Raw genomic sequence first — 17,555 nt, 5'->3', positions numbered from 1 at the left:
AACGTCCTTCAAGAAGACCGATGAAGGCCAAAACTCAACAAAGGCCCGGGGAAAAGTCCTTCAAGAGAGCGATGAAGGCCAAACCTCAATAAGGGCTCCGGGGAAACGTCCTTCAAGAAGACCGATGAAGGCCAAAACTCAACAAAGGCCCCGGGAAACGTCCTTCAAGAAGACCGATGAAGGCCAAAACTCAACAAAGGCCCGGGGAAACGTCCTTCAAGAGAGCGATGAAGGCCAAACCTCAACAAGGGCCTCGGGGAAACGTCCTTCAAGAAGACCGATGAAGGCCAAAACTCAACAAAGGCCCGGGGAAAAGTCCTTCAAGAGAGCGATGAAGGCCAAACCTCAACAGGGGCTCGGGAGAAACGTCCTTCAAGAGAGCGATGAAGGCCAAAACTCACAGCGGGCCTCGGGGAAAAGTCCTTCAAGAGAGCGATGAAGGCCAAACCTCAACAGGGGCTCGGGAGAAACGTCCTTCAAGAGAGCGATGAAGGCCAAACCTCACTAAGGTTCCCTTCGAAACGTCCTTCATAAGGTCGATGAAGGCCAAAACCCATAGAGGTTCCCAAAAAAAGTCCTTCATAAGATTGATGGCCAAAAGTCAACAAATAACCCACTGGACAACGCCCAGTGGGATTTCTTTTACCGATGCTCCTGATAAACGCTTGCCTTTGTCAACTTTCTAATAAAGCTAATCTCCTCATCTGACAATGCCCGGCTCATAGCCGCCGCCGCATTGCTTCGCACCTGCTCCGCACTGCTCGCACCAGTAATCACTGATGCAACAGTTGGGTTGGATAAATTATATTGGAGTGCGACTTCTGTAAAAGAACGCCCCAATGCAATCTTTTCTTTCAACAGTGGCAATACTTCTTGCAACTCCTCCAGGCTATAATCCAAATAGCCTTTTTCCGAAGCCTTTTCAAGCATTCTATCACTAAGAAGACCTTTGGCGAGAGGACCACGGGTAACAACACTAATTCCATGTTCAGCAAGAAGTGGCAATGCCTCTTCTTCAGGACGGCGATCCAAAATACTATATTGCATCATTACTGAAACCATTTTGGATTTCCTAACATATTCACGAATGACATTTGGTCGAATCGATGAAATCCCATAATAACGAATATAGCCCTCTGCCTTCAATTCCTCAAATGCTTCAATGGTTTCTTCTAATGGGTCTTCAATGGTCCCGCCGTGCAGCTGGTAAAGGTCAATATAGTCTGTACCAAGTCGTTTCAAGCTGTATTTTACTTCTTCCTTTATGTAAGATTTGGATGGGTCCCAAGACCAGCCGGACCGGTCCTTTCTCCAGCGATTACCTACTTTTGTAGCAAGAATCATCTTATCTCTGACAGGCTTTAAAGCAGCGCCGACCAGTGTTTCATTTACTCCGAAATCGTATAAATCAGCGGTATCAAAGTAGTTAATCCCCTCATCTAAAGCAGTATCAATAATATAGCGGGCTGCTTTTTCATCGGTGTCAATCGACATACACCCTAAGCCCAATTCAGTCACAAACAAATCAGAGTTCCCAAGTTGTCTTTTTTTCAAAAAAACCACCCCTGTTCTTTTCCTACAATTTTATAAAAGAATAGGGGAGACTACAAATGTAACGATTACTTTTGGGAAACATCCTTTATCCAATCCGAAACATAAACAAATTCTTTATTATATTCCTTAAGCTTTTGCAGCACTTCCCAGCCTTTGCCGACAAGGAGGACGCCCTTTTCGTGTACGTACACCTTCATCCCATACCCCTCCAAATAAAGTATGGTAAAATGTATGAGCAATGAATAGCGGATTAGAACAGGAGTGACAATTATGGACAATCTTGAAGAAAAAACAATCCATAGTGAAGAAATTTTTTCTGGCAAGGTCATCAGCCTGCAAATACAAGAGGTTGAACTACCTAACGGGAAAAAGTCGAAACGTGAAATTATCAAACATCCTGGTGCAGTGGCGGTTATCGCCATCACCAATGAAAATAAAATCGTCATGGTAGAGCAATACCGCAAAGCCTTGGAAAGAACGATTGTTGAAATTCCTGCGGGAAAGCTTGAAAAAGGAGAAGACCCGGCCCTTTGTGCCCACAGGGAACTTGAGGAAGAAACAAGCTATGTATGTGAAAGCCTTGAACTGCTGACATCTTTTTATACTTCACCAGGTTTTGCCGATGAAATCATTCATGTTTACCTTGCAAAAGGACTTTCGAAAAAAGAGAATTCAGCTGCTCTCGATGAAGATGAATTTGTAAATATTGAAGAATTGACCCTCGATGAGGCCATTCAATATATGAAAGATCAAAAAATCTACGATGCCAAAACAATTTATGCCATTCAATATTTGCAATTACAAGAGGCTCTAGCAAAATAATGAAAAATTATTATGTGGATTTACATATTCATATTGGCAGAACCTGGACGGGTAAGCCTGTCAAAATTACTGGTGCCAAATCGTTAACCTTTACAAATATCATTGAACATGCGAGGCATGAAAAGGGTTTGAATATGGTGGGGATTATTGACAGCCATTCCCCGGAGGTTATTTTAGAGATGGAAAACCTCATTGAAAGCGGAGATCTTGTCGAGCATCCTGATGGCGGTTTAGTATTTGGAGATTTAACAGTGATTCCTGGGTCAGAGTTGGAAATTTATGATGAGGGATGCAACGGGCCAATCCATTTACTAGGTTTTTTTCCGACTCTAGCCATCATGAGGGAATTTTCATCCTGGCTTTCAAAAAATCTAAAAAATGTTCAGCTAAGCTCACAGCGGGTATATGTAACGGGCCTCGAACTGCAAAAAAAGATTAAAGACTTAGGAGGGATTTTTATCCCCGCCCATGTTTTTACTCCGTTTAAAAGCTTATATGGGAAAGGGGTTAACCGTTCCTTAACAGAGGTATTTGACCCAAACCTAATTGATGGGATTGAGCTTGGTTTAAGTTCAGATACTGACATGGCGGATCAAATTGGGGAAATTCACAAATATACGTTTGTAACAAACTCGGATGCCCATTCCCTCGCAAAGATTGCCCGAGAATATCAAGTAATCGCGATGGAAGAGCCGACCTTTAAGGAATTGCAAAAAGCATTAAACGGTGAGGATGGTCGTGGAGTTGTTGCCAATTACGGGCTTGATCCGCTCCTAGGCAAATACCACAAAACTGTTTGTGCAGAATGCTTAAATCCGGCGGGTGAAGATGATCAAATATGTACACTTTGCGGGAACAAAAAAATCATTAAAGGTGTAGCAGATAGGATTTTAGAATTAAAAACAGCAGAGGAGGGTCCTTCAAACAGACCGCCATATGTTCACCAAGTACCGCTGGAGTTTATCCCAGGGTTAGGGCCGAAGCTGCTTGAAAAACTTGTCAATCATTTCGGAAGTGAAATGGCGATTTTGCATGAAGTCCCGGCAGAATCATTAAAAGAAGTCGTTCCGCCCAAAATTGCTGAATTAATTATGAAGGCGAGAGAAGGAGAAATTCACCTATCTGCAGGCGGCGGTGGCAAATACGGGAAAATCGCGGATCAATAATAATTAGGGTTTGACTCCATAGAGTCAGACCCTTTTATATTATCTATTAATTTTTGGTCATAGAAAAGATAGACAAGCATAGTATGTAATAACTGATTGTCCGAATAGGGAGGAAACGCAAATGAAGAAACGATTGTACCAGTCCGATGCCGCCAGTTATTTCCGTGAGCATTCCTCAATTTTTTTATTTATTATCGTGTTATTTTTAATGGGTGTTATTTTTGGAGCTATTGTCGTAAATAGCATGGGAATTACGCAAAAAGAAGATCTATTCTACTATTTGTCGCAATTTTTTGGCCAGATTTCTAATGGAAAAGTGGCAGAAACAAATGATTTATTTTTCCAAAGTTTCTTTCATAACAGCAAATTTATTGGACTGATGTGGATTCTGGGGATTTCCATTATTGGTTTACCAATTATTCTTATTCTTTTATTTTTAAAGGGTATGGTAGTTGGTTTTACGGTTGGTTTTTTAGTCAGTCAAATGGGCTGGAATGGATTTTTACTTGCATTTGTATCCATCCTTCCGCAAAATTTGATTATCATTCCGGTATTTATCATAATGGCGGCATTTTCAGTTATTTTTTCAATTAGGATGATTAAAAAGCAGTTCTTAAAAAAGTATGGGCAGCCGATTATGCCCTTTTTCAAACGCTATATTTTTGCTTTACTGGCAGCTGTCATTTTCATCTCCGCCGCTTCTGGAATTGAAGCTTATATGTCGCCATGGTTAATGAAAACAATCATCAGTACTGCTAATTTAAAATAATTATATAATAATAATTAATATAAACCCTTGTTTATAATGATTTTATTTTGAATCTCTTTTCCCATCTGTTATAATGAGAATTAACAGTGGCGAGGGAGGGACTTCGGGATGGAAACTAGAATAGAAAGAATAAAAAAACAGTTGCACTCATCGAGCTATAAGCTTACACCTCAACGAGAAGCAACCGTTCGAGTTTTACTTGAAAATGAAGAGGATCATTTGAGTGCGGAAGATGTGTACCTCCTCGTTAAAGAAAAATCGCCGGAAATTGGCTTAGCAACTGTTTATCGGACTTTGGAACTTCTAACGGAATTAAAAATTGTCGATAAAATTAATTTTGGTGATGGAGTATCACGCTATGACCTTCGTCAGGAGGGGGCAGCACACTTTCATCATCATCTAGTATGTATTGAGTGCGGTGCAGTGGATGAAATTCAAGAGGATCTTCTTGAAGATGTTGAAGAAACGGTTGAACGCAGATGGAATTTTAAAATTAAAGATCATCGCCTCACCTTTCATGGCATTTGCTATCGCTGCCAAGATAAAAAAACGGAACAAGAAGAAACAGAATAAGAATAAACGAGTCCTTTTTTATGAAAAGGACTTTTTCTATTATAAATAAATTTCCCCTTTTCTTACTGTAAAGGTATAAAACTTGTACAATTTGGCATACCTTTTACTATTATGAAGCAATTTGGGGGAAGAAGAGAATGGTTTCTTTTATAAAAGTCGCACTTCAAACCATAAAGGTTTTTATCATTTTCACTGGATGCACGATTCTCTTTTATTATGGTATTATGTGGGTAAGTCAGGAATACCAAAGTTACCATCGCTATGATGCGCCGGAGGGAGCTGCGTTAAAGGTATCCAGCGAGGTAAAGGATGAAAATCCAGGCTGGTTAAACCGGTTGATTTTGTTTTATTTAAATGGGGAGTAAATAGATGATGGAGAATCAATTAAAAGATTTTATAGAATTTTTAATAGTAGAAAAAGGCTTGGCTAAGAATACGATTATGTCTTATGAACGAGATTTGAAGAGTTATATCCGCTTTTTACAACATGTTGAAAGGATCTCCTCTTTTAATCTTGTCCAGCGTGTGCATATTGTTCAATTTCTGGGTTTTTTAAAAGAACAAGGGAAATCATCAAAAACCATTGCGAGACATATTGCCTCCGTAAGAGCCCTGCATCAATTTCTATTAAGGGATAAAGCAACAGACCAAGACCCCTCTGTGCTAATCGAAACTCCAAAATTAGAAAGGTCGCTTCCGAAAGTATTAAGTCTGAAGGAAGTAGAAAAATTGTTGGATTCGCCTAAGGAAAATAATCATTTTGGAATAAGAGATAAGGCCATGCTGGAACTCCTCTATGCAACCGGGATCCGTGTCAGTGAACTGATTAATCTTGATATTGACCATGTTCATTTAACAATGGGATTTGTTCGATGCATCGGAAAAGGGGAAAAAGAACGGATTATACCAATCGGCAAAACAGCTGCAGAAGCTATTAAGCGTTACCTAGAATATGGGAGAGGGCATTTTGTTACCCCAAAAAATCAGGATAGCGCATTATTTTTAAACCATCAAGGGAAACGATTAACACGGCAGGGTTTTTGGAAAATATTAAAAAAGCTCACAAAAGAAGCGGGAATTGAGAAAGAGTTAACCCCTCATACACTTAGACATTCTTTTGCAACACACCTGCTTGAAAATGGTGCAGACTTAAGAGCGGTGCAGGAAATGCTCGGACATGCTGATATATCCACCACACAAATTTATACAAATGTAAGTAAAACAAGATTAAAGGATGTTTATAGTAAATTCTTTCCCCGTGCATAATAGAATTATAGTTTCATGTTCAAAAAACTGTCTAATTTTAGGCAGTTTTTTTTCTTGTATTTTCCTAATCTTTTAGTAAAATAGAGATGTCAGACTTCTGACAAATGAATGTGCTTTCATGGTTAATCTGGATGAAAAGGGGCAACATATGATTGCTTATTATTTTGTTTTGAGTGTAACCGTTTACCACGAAACAAGGAGGAAAAATTTATGAATGCAAATACATATAAACGGATATTTTTAATCGTGATGGATTCAGTAGGAATTGGCGAAGCTCCCGATGCCGAACGGTTTGGCGACAAAGGGGCTGACACCTATGGTCATATTGCAGAAAAAATGAACGGTCTTCATATGCCAAACATGGCAAAGTTGGGTTTAAGCAACATCCGCGAAATCAAAGGTATCCCAAAAGCGGAAAAACCACTTGCTTTTTATACAAAGATGATGGAAGCTTCTAACGGTAAGGATACGATGACAGGACATTGGGAAATCATGGGCTTAAATATACAAACCCCCTTCCGTGTATTTCCTGAAGGTTTTCCTGATGAACTTGTTTCAGAACTAGAAAAACGAACCGGAAGAAAAGTAATTGGAAATAAACCTGCAAGCGGAACAGAAATTTTAGTTGAACTTGGGGAAGAGCATATGAAAACGGGAGCATTAATTGTCTATACCTCTGCTGATTCCGTGCTTCAAATAGCTGCCCATGAAGAGGTGGTTCCTCTTGAAGAATTATATAAAATTTGTAAAATTGCCCGCGAATTAACTCTCGATGAAAGATATATGGTGGGCCGGGTCATTGCTCGTCCGTTTATAGGCGAACCTGGTAATTTTAAGCGTACCGCAAATCGCCATGACTATGCATTAAAACCATTTGACCGAACCGTGATGAGTGAGTTAAAAGACTCTGGGTTTGACGTAATTGCAATTGGGAAAATTTCCGATATTTATGACGGGGAAGGAGTAACTCAATCCTTAAGGACCATTTCTAACATGGATGGAATGGATAAGTTAGTTCAAACCCTGGATATGGAATTTACCGGAATTAGTTTTTTGAATTTAGTTGATTTTGATGCCCTTTTTGGACACCGCCGTGACCCTGAGGGATACGGTAAAGCATTAGAAGAGTATGATACACGTCTGCCTGAAGTGTTTGCCAAAATGAATGAGGGGGATTTGCTCATCATTACAGCAGACCATGGAAATGATCCAACAGCACCCGGAACAGACCATACAAGGGAATATGTCCCATTACTTGTATACGCTAAGAACATGGAACAAGGAAGGGAACTTCCATTAAGGAAAACATTTGCAGATATTGGGGCTACGGTTGCTGAAAACTTCAATGTGAAAATGCCGAAGTATGGTCATAGCTTTTTAAGCGAATTGAAATAGAAGGGGAATGAAAAATGGAATTTGAAAAGATTCAAAATGCAGCAGGATTTTTAAAAGGAAAATATTCAAAAACCCCAAAAATTGGCCTTATTTTGGGTTCAGGTCTTGGTGTATTAGCAGATGAAATCGCCGAGCCGGTTAAAATACCCTATCATGAGATTCCAGATTTTCCGGTCTCGACGGTTGAGGGGCATGCAGGACAATTAGTTTTTGGTTCCCTAAGCGGGGCAGAGGTTGTCGCCATGCAGGGTCGTTTTCATTTTTATGAAGGATACAGTATGGATAAAGTGACATTTCCAGTGAGGGTGATGAAAGAACTTGGAGTGGAAATGCTGATTGTGACAAATGCAGCGGGTGGTGTCAATGAAAGCTTCTCCCCAGGAGACTTAATGATTATTACGGATCATATTAATTTTATGGGAACAAATCCGTTAATTGGTCCGAATGACTCCAAGCTTGGGGTTCGTTTCCCGGATATGTCTGAGGCTTACACAAAAGAATTAAGGGCGATTGCAAAGGAAATTGCTCGAGGCCTAAACATCGAGGTCAAGGAAGGTGTTTATGTTGGCTTTACTGGCCCTGTCTATGAAACCCCTGCCGAAATAAGAATGGCTAGGGTGCTTGGCGGTGATGCAGTTGGAATGTCGACAGTTCCAGAAGTAATTGTGGCACGCCACGGCGGCTTAAAGGTTTTGGGAATTTCTTGTATTACTAACATGGCATCAGGAATCCTAGATCAGCCATTAAGCCATGATGAAGTAATTGAGACGACTGAAAAGGTAAAAGCAAACTTTCTTTTATATATAAAGGAAATTGTGAAAAGGATCGCTTAATTTCCTGAAATTTAAACTGGTAAAGTGGTGATGAATAATGAGAATGGTCGACTTAATTGAAAAAAAACGCGATGGGCATGAATTATCAACAGCAGAAATTAAATTTATTATAAATGGCTACACGGATGGCTCTATCCCCGATTATCAAATCAGTGCATGGACAATGGCCATCTATTTTCAAGGAATGACGGAAAAAGAACGAGCAGATTTAACCATGGCGATGGTGGAATCCGGTGATCAAATTGATTTATCGAAAATAGAAGGAATTAAAGTAGATAAACACTCCACTGGCGGTGTTGGTGATACCACGACACTCGTCCTTGGTCCGCTTGTGGCTGCCCTTGGAGTACCGGTTGCCAAAATGTCCGGGCGTGGCCTTGGCCATACAGGAGGAACCATTGATAAATTGGAGGCCGTTAAGGGTTTCCATGTGGAAATTGAAAACAAGGAATTTATTGATCTCGTCAATCATAATAAAATCGCGGTAATTGGTCAAAGTGGAAATCTGACCCCTGCTGATAAGAAGCTGTATGCTCTTCGGGATGTAACAGCTACAGTCGACAGCATTCCTCTTATTGCAAGTTCCATAATGAGTAAGAAAATGGCGGCAGGTGCTGATGCGATCGTCCTTGATGTAAAAACAGGTGCAGGCGCATTCATGAAAACACTGGATGATTCCAGAGAATTGGCCAAAGCAATGGTTCGAATTGGAAATAATGTTGGTAGAAGAACAATGGCAGTTATTTCAGACATGAGTCAGCCGCTTGGATATGCCATTGGAAATGCGCTTGAAGTAAAAGAAGCCATTGATACGTTAAAAGGGGAAGGTCCTGATGATTTAACAGAACTTTGTTTAACACTTGGAAGCCATATGGTTTATTTGGCTGAAAAGGCAGATTCTTTGGCAGAAGCTCGGGCCATGCTTGAAAACGTGATTAAAAATGGAGAGGCACTTGAAAAATTAAAGGTATTTTTAAGTTCCCAAGGCGGGGATGCATCCGTCGTAGATGACCCTTCCAAATTACCTCAGGCAAATTTTACTTTTGAATTGGAAGCAAAAGAAGATGGATATGTATCCGAAATTATTGCTGATGAAGTTGGAACAGCTGCGATGCTGTTAGGTGCCGGCAGAGCAACAAAAGAATCTGTAATTGATTTAGCCGTCGGGCTAGTCTTAAGGAAAAAAATCGGCGACCAGGTGAAAAAAGGTCAATCCTTGGTTACGATTTACAGCAATTTTGAAGATGTGCGTGAAGTGAAAGATAAACTTTACGAAAATATCAAGATTTCATCTTCAATAATAGAAGCGCCAATCCTGATTCACGAAGAGATTACTGAATAATGAATGCTTTGAAAAGTCCGGGGGAACCCGGACTTTTTTTATTGTATTCATAGGAAATTATTGTATAAAGTTGTTTGATTTGGAAAAAATGTTATCTATATAAAGAATGGAGGGTTATGCGATGAAACGAATCGTCTCATTAATGATGATATCTTTTTTAGTTACAAGTTTATGGATTCCTTCCGCTTTTGCGGCTGAAGAAAAGAATAGCACCGAGCTCGTTAATAATGTTAGATCAGCAGTATTAATTGAACGCGATACGGGGAAAGTCCTTTTTGAGAAAAATAGTCAAGAAGAACTACCGCCGGCAAGTATGACAAAAATCATGACAATGCTGTTAATTATGGAAGCAATTGATCAAGGAAAATTGAGCTGGAATGAAAAAATTCGAGCAAGTGAATATGCTGCCTCTATGGGAGGTTCACAAATTTTTCTTGAGCCAGGCGAAGAAATGACTACAAAGGAAATGTTGAAAGGAATTGCAATTGGTTCCGGAAATGATGCTTCTGTAGCAATGGCCGAAAGAATCGGAGGGTCTGAAGAAGCATTTGTGGATATGATGAATAAAAAAGCTAAAGAGTTAGGTTTAAAACATACTTTCTTTAAAAATACCACGGGGCTTCCAGTAAGCGGTCATTATAGTTCAGCACATGATATGGCTATTATGGCAAAAGAACTATTAAAATATGAGGACATCACGAAGTTCACGGGAATGTACGAGGCATACCTTCGCGAAAATACGGACAAAAAATTTTGGCTCGTTAACACGAACAAACTAGTCCGCTTTTATCCCGGCGTGGATGGCTTAAAAACTGGCTTTACCGGAGAAGCAAAGTATTGTTTAACAGCAACAGCCCAAAAGGATGGAATGCGCGTCATAGCCGTTGTATTTGGTGCTCCAACATCGAAGGATAGAAATGCTCAGGTAACAAAAATGCTAAATTATGCTTTCAATCAATATCAAACCCATCCAATGTATAAGCGGAATCAGGTTATAAGCAAAACACATGTAAGCAAGGGAAAGGAAAAGACGGTGGATGCCGTTACAAGTGAACCACTTTCTTTATTGACGAAAAAGGGTGAAAAAACGAAAGATGTAAAACAAAAAGTCATTCTAGAGAAAGGTTTAGATGCTCCTATCCATAAAGGTGACAAAATAGGAACCATTAAACTGATTAAGGATGGAAAAGTAGTTTTGGAAAGTCCATTAGTGGCTAAAACGGATGTTAAAGAAGCAAGTTGGTGGACCCTTTATAAACGTGCATTTGGGATGTTTACAAAATCCGGTAAATAAACATATGTCGAAAATAAAGAATTATTCACTAGTTTTGGCGAATTACGACTAGTTTTGTCCCGATAGGAGGAAATGTATGCCCCTCCATCGAATTGACTCACTATACCAGATTAAGGAGGCCAGGGATAGTGAGTCTTAACATTGAATTAGAAATAAAACATGATGTTTTATGTATTCGATTAAGCGGTGAGCTAGATCACCATACAGCAGACGAACTCCGTGAGCAGGCTGCAAATGCGATTGATAGAAATGAAATTCGTCATATTGTTTTAAATTTAGAACAGTTGACCTTTATGGATAGCTCAGGACTTGGAGTTATTTTAGGAAGATACAAACAAATTAAGCAGGTGCACGGTGAAATGGTTGTTTGTGCAATCTCCCCTGCAATACAAAGGTTATTCGATATGTCGGGTTTATTTAAGATTATTAAAATGGAACCGACTGAAAACTGCGCATTGCAAAAATTGGGGGTTGCATAAAAATGAAAAATGAAATGAATCTTCAATTTAGTGCGTTAAGTCAAAACGAATCTTTTGCGCGTGTAACGGTTGCCGCGTTCATTGCTCAGCTTGACCCGACAATGGATGAACTGACTGAAATTAAAACAGTTGTATCAGAAGCGGTAACAAATGCAATTATTCATGGATATGAAAATGATTCAAAAGGAATTGTCTATATTGACGTTAGTATCGAGGATAATGTAATTGATATGACGATTCGAGACGAAGGAATTGGAATTGTAGATGTGGAGGAAGCTCGTCAGCCATTATTTACAACAAAACCGGACTTGGAAAGATCCGGTATGGGATTCACCATCATGGAAAATTTCATGGATGAGGTCGAGGTTCTCACGCAGCCAGGTAAAGGAACCGAAGTAAGATTACGAAAGCATTTACAATCTCGCAAAATGCTGTGCAATTAAGGAGACTTGCCGATGGATGTGGAGGTCAAAAACGATAAAAGCAGGCCGTATTTAAAGGATCACGAAGTAAAAGAACTGATTAAAAAGAGCCAAGATGGGGACCAGGTATCCAGGGAGTTAATTGTTGAAAAAAATATGCGTCTTGTCTGGTCTGTTGTTCAGCGTTTCTTAAATCGGGGCTATGACCCGGACGATCTTTTCCAAATTGGTTGTATTGGCTTATTGAAGTCAGTAGATAAATTCGACCTTTCTTATGATGTAAAGTTTTCAACTTATGCTGTTCCGATGATTATTGGCGAGATTCAACGATTTATCCGCGATGATGGAACGGTTAAAGTGAGCCGATCATTAAAAGAAATGGGCAACCGAATTCGAAAGGCAAAAGACGAATTATCAAAGACGCTTGGAAGGATTCCGACCGTAAATGAAATTTCGGAATATCTTGAATTATCACCGGAGGACGTCATTCTTGCCCAAGAGGCCAGCAGAACACCATCTTCCATTCACGAAACGGTCTATGAAAATGATGGTGATCCCATTACGCTTTTAGATCAAATTGACGATGGCAATGACGGTAAATGGTTTGATAAAATCGCTTTAAAAGAAGCGATTCGGGAATTGGATGAACGTGAAAGATTAATTGTTTATTTAAGATATTATAAGGATCAAACTCAATCGGAAGTCGCATTAAGGCTGGGAATCTCTCAGGTTCAAGTTTCAAGGCTCGAGAAAAAAATATTGATGCAAATGAAAGACCGAATGGATCTATGATTCATCCGGTCTTTTTTTTGTACCATTTTTTGGGTTTCATTAAAAGGATAACAATTAACCATACTACTTATACGAGGAAATCAATGTGTGGGAAGTGAATGTTTTGGAAAAAACAATCTACATCCGCATGCGGAATCGTGTGAAAACTAATCCTGAAGATGTGATTATGCTGAAAGATGTGGCTCAAATCATTGCCCCGGAAACTGATATGACTAAATTGGAAAATACCGTCATACATCGAATATCTGATAAAGATCGGAATATCGTCGTTATTGATGTAATGAAAGTGATTTCTAAAATAATGGCAAAATTTCCTGAAATGGAAGTCCAAACTGTCGGACCAGCACAAACGATTATCGAAGTGATTACAAAGAAAAAAGGAGTGTCTCTTCCTTTATTTCTGTTAATTTGGTTTTTATTATTCTTTGGTTCAGCCATGGCCATCATGAATTTTCATGATGATGTCAGCATGAGAAGTGTTCAGGAAAAAATTTATACCATTATTACCGGTAGAAAAGTGGCAAAGCCATGGTTATTTCAAATTCCTTATTCCATTGGTTTAGGATTGGGGATGATTTTATTTTTTAATCATGTGTTTAAAAAGCGAATCAATGATGAGCCCAGTCCACTTGAAGTCGAAATGTTTAATTATCAAATGGATTTAGATAATTACTTAGTCATTCATGAAAACAAAGAAAGTATGAAGAAACTTGATGACAATTAAAATTTTAGCCATACTCTTTTTTGGTTTAGCAAGCGGATTGGCTGTGGGTTCGGGCTTTGTAGCCTTTTTAACTGTACTTGGGATTATTCCAAGATTAACACAATTATCAAAAACACAAAAAATGATACAACAATATGAATGGGCTGTTGTCATCGGTGCCCTTGTAGGGGTTGCTATAAGTCTCAGAGATCCAACTTTAGGAATTTCAGCTTATTTTTTGATTCCTCTTGGTTTAACTGAGGGAGTCTATGTGGGAATGCTTGCAGGTGCATTAACTGAAGTATTAAATGTGCTTCCAATTCTTGCAAAAAGAATCCGGTTGGATGAAGAAATTATCTATTTAATAATGGCTATAGTTCTTGGGAAAGTTGCAGGCTCCCTATTTCAATGGGTTTATTTTATTCATCATTAACATGAATCTAGCCATGAAAGGACATCACAATCATGAGCATTCGGAGGCGTGTCATTTTAATTACTGATGGAGATGATTATGCGAGAAGAGCTGTCGAGCATGTTGCTAAGGAAGTGGGCGGTCGCTGCATTTCTATGTCTCATGGGAATCCTTCCAAATTAAAAGGTCCTGAACTTATCCATTTAATAAAAAAAGCTCCAAATGATCCGGTGTTGGTGATGTTTGATGATAGTGGAATTGTGGGTGAGGGTGCGGGTGAAAATGCCCTGAAATTTGTTGCATTACATAAGGATATTGAGGTACTGGGTATTATCGCAGTAGCTGCAAAGTCAAGACATGAAGAATGGGCGAGGATTGATGTAAGTATTGACCGCGATGGTGAAATAACTCCCTATGGGGTAGATAAATTTGGTATACCGGAACTTGAAATTGGCAGAATAAATGGAGATACCGTTTACTGTCTTGACGAATTGGATGTCCCGCTAATTGTTGGAATCGGCGATATCGGAAAAATGGCAAGGCGGGACGACTACAGGATCGGCTCACCGATTACGAAAAAAGCGGTGGATCTTATTCTCGAAAGGAGTGGTTTTCATGACAAATAGTACGGAGCAACAATGGCCAATCCCAAAATCAGTGAGTGAAGTTGAACATTATATGAAACAAAAGGTTGGTTTAGGAGTAAGCTTCGATTTAAATATTCGAAAGTTAAAGGTTTTGAAAAAAGATGTACACATATATTCTGTAAGTGGATTGGTTGATACCCGATTTGCGATTGAATTGGTTGAAGAATTAGTTGAAATTAATGACCATGAAAAATTATCTACAGATCTTTTTAAAATTATTGAAAACAGACTCGTTAACCAATCGGTACAACCAATCACATTACTAACCGAAATGGTCGACTATATCCTTTCTGGATTAATTGTTGTAGTAATCGATGGGGAAAGTACCGGATTTGTTGTCGATGTAAGAAGTTACCCTGGACGCTCTCCGCAGGAGCCAGATACAGAAAAGGTTGTAAGGGGAGCACGGGATGGCTTTGTCGAAAATATTATTCTTAATACTGCTTTAATTAGAAGGAGAATAAGGGACGAACGTCTTCGATATGAAATGATTAAGGTTGGGAAACGTTCAAAAACAGATGTTTCTTTATGCTATTTAGAAGATGTGGCAGACTCTGATTTATTAAATATTCTTAGAAAAGAATTAAAGTCGATTGACGTAGATGGAATCCCAATGGCTGATAAAACGATTGAAGAGTTTATCTTAAAGCAGGGGTGGAACCCTTTTCCACTTGTACGGTATACTGAGAGGGCTGATGTGGCTGCTGCACATGTATTAGAAGGTCATGTAATTATTATTGTAGATACATCACCTAGTGTAATCATAACGCCAACTACTTTTTTTCATCATGTGCAGCATGCTGAAGAATTTCGCGAATCTCCTGCTATGGGTACCTTTTTAAGGTGGACCAGGTTCTTAGGTGTCCTGACATCTATTTTCTTACTGCCTTTGTGGCTGCTTTTCGTACTGGAGCCATCATTATTGCCTGAAAAGCTTTCGTTTATTGGTCCCAATGATCAGACCAATATTCCAGTAATTATTCAAATATTTTTAGCGGATTTTGGGATTGAATTTTTAAAGATTGCTGCCATACATACTCCGACACCGCTATCAACAGCAATGGGTTTAATTGCAGCTGTGTTAATTGGACAAATTGCAATTAGTGTCGGTCTGTTTGTACCGGAAGTTATTCTTTATGTAGCGGTCTCAGGGATAGGCACGTTTACGACACCTAGTTATGAATTAAGCGTTGCGAATAAAATTGGTAGGCTTACGCTACTGTTGCTGGTTGCTTTCTTTCATACACCCGGGTTTGTTATTGGTGCAACACTTTTATTTCTTTTCCTTGTTAAAATGCGTGCGTTTAATACACCATATTTCTGGCCATTCCTGCCATTTGAACCTAAAGGGTTTTTACAAATTATTTTACGAAGGGCCGTTCCAGGTTCATTACTTAGACCAAGTATTGTTCATCCGCGCAACAGATATCGCCAGCCACCGGAGTGAAGGAAAGTGTAAATTAAAATAAAAATTGCAGATTTTCCGCTGTTATGCTAAAGTAATTTTAATTTAAAATTATAAAGATAGGCAGTATCTTTTAGATTCTGTCTATTTATTTATTGATGCCATTTGTATTAAATTTGAGTCATTGCGGGGGAGAGGGAAATAATGCATTTTTATGGTTCTACAGGAATAAATAGCAAGGGGAATTTAGAAATTGGCGGCCTCGATGCAATTGATTTGGCAAGAGAGTACGGTACCCCTCTATATGTTTATGATGTAGCATTAATTAGAGAAAGAGCCAGGGGATTTAAGCAGGCCTTTGATGAGCAAAAGGTCCAAGCTCAGGTTGCTTATGCCAGCAAAGCTTTTTCAACGATTGCCATGCTTCAGCTTGCAGAGGAAGAAGGCTTATCACTTGATGTTGTCTCAGGTGGTGAATTGTATACAGCTTTAGCCGCCGGGTTTCCCGTTGAACGAATTCATTTTCACGGAAACAACAAAAGTAGAGAAGAATTGGAAATGGCTTTGGAAAATAGGATAGGCTGCATAGTTGTCGATAATTTTTATGAGTTGAATCTCTTGAAATTAATTTGTAATGAGAAAAATACGATGGTCAAGATTTTATTAAGGGTTACCCCGGGTATTGAAGCACACACACATGATTATATCTTAACAGGGCAGGAAGATTCTAAATTTGGGTTTGACCTCCAAAATGGGCAAGCAGAGGAGGCATTATCTGCAGCACTTCAATTTGAAAACTTCGATGTTTTAGGAATCCATTGTCATATTGGCTCACAAATTTTTGAGACAACGGGATTTTTATTGGCAGCTGAAAAATTAATTGAAAAATTAAATAAGTGGAAAAACAAATTATCTTTCGAAGCAAAGGTTCTGAATTTAGGTGGAGGCTTCGGAATTCGCTATACGAAGGAAGATGAACCATTACTTCCTTATCAATATGTTAGTGAAATTATTAAAGAAGTAAAAAGCTTAGTAAGCAGCTTTTCGCTCAGTATGCCGGAAATATGGATTGAACCGGGGCGATCACTTGTAGGAGATTCTGGGATTACGTTATACAAAATCGGATCCTCAAAGGAAGTTCCGGGAGTTAGAAAATATTTGGCTGTTGATGGGGGAATGAGTGATAATATTCGCCCTGCACTTTATCAAGCCAAGTATGAAGCGGTGCTGGCAAATAAACCATTGGAAAAAGCGGATGAAACCGTGTCTATTGCTGGAAAATGCTGTGAGTCTGGTGACATGCTTATCTGGGATTTACCACTTCCAAAACAGGGGGATGAAGACATCCTTGCAGTTTTTTGTACAGGTGCTTACGGCTATTCTATGTCAAACAATTACAACCGTCTGCCAAGACCGGCCGTTGTATTTGTTGAAAATGGCAAATCTGCACTTGTTGTTAAAAGGGAAACCTATGAAGATTTAATCAGACTGGATTTGCCGCTCAAGTGATAAGCTGCCCATTTCGGGCGGCTTATTCCTTTATCAGTTCAAAAGAGAAATAGATTATTTTTGTCAAATAGTGTAGAATGTAGAAAGCATCTTCAATCCTTTGGGGGAAGTCTTGAATGAAAAAAAGTAATTGGCTTTTGTTTGTTATCCTAATTGCCCTATCCATTATATG

At 39.2% G+C, this 17,555-nt stretch carries 20 protein-coding genes; 18 read left to right on the top strand and 2 right to left on the bottom strand.

The annotated features are described in order from the left end of the window. Positions 1 to 642: 642 nt before the first annotated feature. Together RCG21_RS24925 and mciZ are read right to left on the bottom strand one after the other, a co-directional pair. Positions 643 to 1,554, bottom strand: coding sequence for an aldo/keto reductase (locus RCG21_RS24925; RefSeq protein ID WP_133335777.1), 912 nt, complete (start codon positions 1,552 to 1,554; stop codon positions 643 to 645). A gap of 65 nt (positions 1,555 to 1,619) precedes the next feature. Further along, positions 1,620 to 1,751, bottom strand: a complete 132-nt coding sequence (gene mciZ, locus RCG21_RS24920; RefSeq protein WP_133335779.1) for a Z-ring formation inhibitor MciZ — start codon at positions 1,749 to 1,751, stop codon at positions 1,620 to 1,622. Between the two features lie 73 nt (positions 1,752 to 1,824). Between mciZ and RCG21_RS24915 the strand changes: the two genes are divergently transcribed. From RCG21_RS24915 to lysA, 18 genes are all read left to right on the top strand, one after another. Further along, on the top strand, positions 1,825 to 2,376 hold the full coding sequence (locus RCG21_RS24915) for an NUDIX hydrolase (protein WP_133335781.1): 552 nt from the start codon (positions 1,825 to 1,827) through the stop codon (positions 2,374 to 2,376). Next, entirely contained in the window at positions 2,376 to 3,542 is a 1,167-nt protein-coding gene (locus RCG21_RS24910) for an endonuclease Q family protein (RefSeq protein WP_133335783.1), read from the top strand. Before RCG21_RS24915 ends, RCG21_RS24910 begins: the two co-directional genes overlap by 1 nt. A gap of 121 nt (positions 3,543 to 3,663) precedes the next feature. Then, positions 3,664 to 4,311 carry a stage II sporulation protein M gene (gene spoIIM, locus RCG21_RS24905; protein ID WP_133335785.1) on the top strand — a complete coding sequence of 216 codons (648 nt, stop codon included), beginning with the start codon at positions 3,664 to 3,666 and terminating at the stop codon, positions 4,309 to 4,311. A gap of 108 nt (positions 4,312 to 4,419) precedes the next feature. After that, the gene (fur, locus tag RCG21_RS24900) at positions 4,420 to 4,884 is read left to right on the top strand and encodes a ferric iron uptake transcriptional regulator (RefSeq protein ID WP_133335787.1); all 465 of its coding nucleotides are present in this window, start codon (positions 4,420 to 4,422) and stop codon (positions 4,882 to 4,884) included. A gap of 137 nt (positions 4,885 to 5,021) precedes the next feature. Further along, complete coding sequence (locus RCG21_RS24895) at positions 5,022 to 5,249, top strand: YqzK family protein (RefSeq protein WP_026573361.1); 228 nt, start codon at positions 5,022 to 5,024, stop codon at positions 5,247 to 5,249. A gap of 7 nt (positions 5,250 to 5,256) precedes the next feature. Further along, positions 5,257 to 6,150 carry a site-specific tyrosine recombinase XerD gene (xerD, locus tag RCG21_RS24890; RefSeq protein WP_133336195.1) on the top strand — a complete coding sequence of 298 codons (894 nt, stop codon included), beginning with the start codon at positions 5,257 to 5,259 and terminating at the stop codon, positions 6,148 to 6,150. Between the two features lie 210 nt (positions 6,151 to 6,360). Continuing rightward, positions 6,361 to 7,545: a phosphopentomutase gene (gene deoB, locus RCG21_RS24885; RefSeq protein WP_133335789.1), complete on the top strand. Its 1,185-nt coding sequence runs from the start codon at positions 6,361 to 6,363 to the stop codon at positions 7,543 to 7,545. 14 nt (positions 7,546 to 7,559) lie between these two features. Continuing rightward, the gene (locus tag RCG21_RS24880; RefSeq protein ID WP_133335791.1) at positions 7,560 to 8,378 is read left to right on the top strand and encodes a purine-nucleoside phosphorylase; all 819 of its coding nucleotides are present in this window, start codon (positions 7,560 to 7,562) and stop codon (positions 8,376 to 8,378) included. A 37-nt stretch (positions 8,379 to 8,415) separates the two neighbouring features. Then, positions 8,416 to 9,720 carry a pyrimidine-nucleoside phosphorylase gene (locus RCG21_RS24875; RefSeq protein WP_308913876.1) on the top strand — a complete coding sequence of 435 codons (1,305 nt, stop codon included), beginning with the start codon at positions 8,416 to 8,418 and terminating at the stop codon, positions 9,718 to 9,720. Positions 9,721 to 9,841: 121 nt separating this feature from the next. Next, complete coding sequence (locus tag RCG21_RS24870; RefSeq protein ID WP_133335795.1) at positions 9,842 to 11,014, top strand: D-alanyl-D-alanine carboxypeptidase family protein; 1,173 nt, start codon at positions 9,842 to 9,844, stop codon at positions 11,012 to 11,014. 128 nt (positions 11,015 to 11,142) lie between these two features. Further along, on the top strand, positions 11,143 to 11,493 hold the full coding sequence (gene spoIIAA, locus RCG21_RS24865) for an anti-sigma F factor antagonist (RefSeq protein ID WP_133335796.1): 351 nt from the start codon (positions 11,143 to 11,145) through the stop codon (positions 11,491 to 11,493). Positions 11,494 to 11,495: 2 nt separating this feature from the next. Beyond that, entirely contained in the window at positions 11,496 to 11,936 is a 441-nt protein-coding gene (spoIIAB, locus tag RCG21_RS24860; RefSeq protein WP_308913875.1) for an anti-sigma F factor, read from the top strand. 12 nt (positions 11,937 to 11,948) lie between these two features. Beyond that, positions 11,949 to 12,707, top strand: coding sequence for an RNA polymerase sporulation sigma factor SigF (gene sigF / locus RCG21_RS24855; protein ID WP_026573353.1), 759 nt, complete (start codon positions 11,949 to 11,951; stop codon positions 12,705 to 12,707). A 103-nt stretch (positions 12,708 to 12,810) separates the two neighbouring features. Next, the gene (locus tag RCG21_RS24850; protein ID WP_133335797.1) at positions 12,811 to 13,431 is read left to right on the top strand and encodes a stage V sporulation protein AA; all 621 of its coding nucleotides are present in this window, start codon (positions 12,811 to 12,813) and stop codon (positions 13,429 to 13,431) included. Beyond that, positions 13,421 to 13,843, top strand: coding sequence for a stage V sporulation protein AB (locus tag RCG21_RS24845; protein ID WP_133335799.1), 423 nt, complete (start codon positions 13,421 to 13,423; stop codon positions 13,841 to 13,843). The genes RCG21_RS24850 and RCG21_RS24845 overlap by 11 nt, the downstream gene beginning before the upstream one ends. A gap of 32 nt (positions 13,844 to 13,875) precedes the next feature. Continuing rightward, on the top strand, positions 13,876 to 14,448 hold the full coding sequence (gene spoVAEA / locus RCG21_RS24840; protein WP_133335801.1) for a stage V sporulation protein SpoVABEA: 573 nt from the start codon (positions 13,876 to 13,878) through the stop codon (positions 14,446 to 14,448). Then, a complete protein-coding gene (locus RCG21_RS24835) occupies positions 14,438 to 15,916 on the top strand; it encodes a spore germination protein (protein WP_133335803.1) in 1,479 nt (492 codons plus the stop codon). Before spoVAEA ends, RCG21_RS24835 begins: the two co-directional genes overlap by 11 nt. Positions 15,917 to 16,078: 162 nt before the next feature. After that, complete coding sequence (lysA, locus tag RCG21_RS24830) at positions 16,079 to 17,383, top strand: diaminopimelate decarboxylase (RefSeq protein ID WP_133335805.1); 1,305 nt, start codon at positions 16,079 to 16,081, stop codon at positions 17,381 to 17,383. The last annotated feature ends 172 nt before the right edge of the window (positions 17,384 to 17,555 follow it).

Source organism: Bacillus salipaludis (assembly GCF_030938565.1).
Classification (GTDB): domain Bacteria; phylum Bacillota; class Bacilli; order Bacillales; family Cytobacillaceae; genus Neobacillus; species Neobacillus salipaludis_A.
Note: the sequence above shows the minus strand (reverse complement) of the source record. Positions and strands in the feature narration are given on the sequence as shown.